The following is an 886-nucleotide window of genomic DNA, read 5'->3' on the forward strand; positions in this document are numbered from 1 at the left end:
CTCGCCGCCAAGCACGGGCTGTCCGTCAGCGGTGCCCGGCCGTCCCTGGCCGAGTACGTCCGTCAGCTCTGGGACCGGCGGCACTTCATCCTCGCCTTCTCCCGGGCGAAGCTGACCGCCCAGTACAGCCAGGCCAAGCTCGGCCAGCTGTGGCAGGTGGCCACCCCGCTGCTGAACGCGGCGGTGTACTTCTTCATCTTCGGCCTGCTGCTGGGCGCCCGCCGGGGCGTCCCGCACGACGTGTACGTGCCGTTCCTGGTGACGGGCGTGTTCGTGTTCACCTTCACCCAGAGCTCGGTGCTGGCGGGTGTGCGGGCGATCTCCGGGAACCTGGGGCTGGTGCGGGCGCTGCACTTCCCGCGCGCCTCGCTGCCGATCTCGTTCGCGCTCCAGCAGCTCCAGCAGCTGCTGTTCTCGATGATCGTGCTGGTCGCCGTGGTGGTGGCGTTCGGCAGCCCGCCCGCCCTGTCGTGGCTGCTGGTGGTCCCGGCGCTGCTGCTGCAGTTCGTGTTCAACACCGGGCTCGCGCTGGTCTTCGCGCGGTTGGGCAGCAGGACGCCCGACCTGGCCCAGCTGATGCCGTTCGTGCTGCGCACCTGGATGTACGCCTCCGGCGTGATGTTCAGCATTCCGGCGATGCTGCAGGACAAGGACGTGCCCGGCTGGCTCGCCGACGTGCTGCAGTGGAACCCGGCCGCGGTCTACATGGACCTGGTCCGCTTCGCGCTGATCGACGGCTACGGCTCCTCGTACCTGCCCCCGCACGTGTGGGCGTTCGCGCTGGGCTGGGCGCTGCTGGCCGGCGTGACCGGGTTCGTCTACTTCTGGAAGGCTGAGGAGAGGTACGGCCGTGGCTGAGACCACCGACGAGAAGATCCCCACGGTC

The 886-nt window shown here is 69.4% G+C and carries 1 protein-coding gene; it reads left to right on the forward strand.

Annotation, left to right across the window (positions count from 1 at the left end; genetic code table 11):
- A partial coding sequence (locus tag KYY02_RS33675) for an ABC transporter permease (protein WP_371244884.1) occupies positions 1-858 on the forward strand: 858 nt, incomplete at its 5' end.
- Positions 859-886 lie beyond the last annotated feature (28 nt).

The sequence above is a fragment of the Streptomyces pimonensis genome (assembly GCF_041380215.1).
GTDB classification, from domain to species: domain Bacteria; phylum Actinomycetota; class Actinomycetes; order Streptomycetales; family Streptomycetaceae; genus Streptomyces; species Streptomyces pimonensis.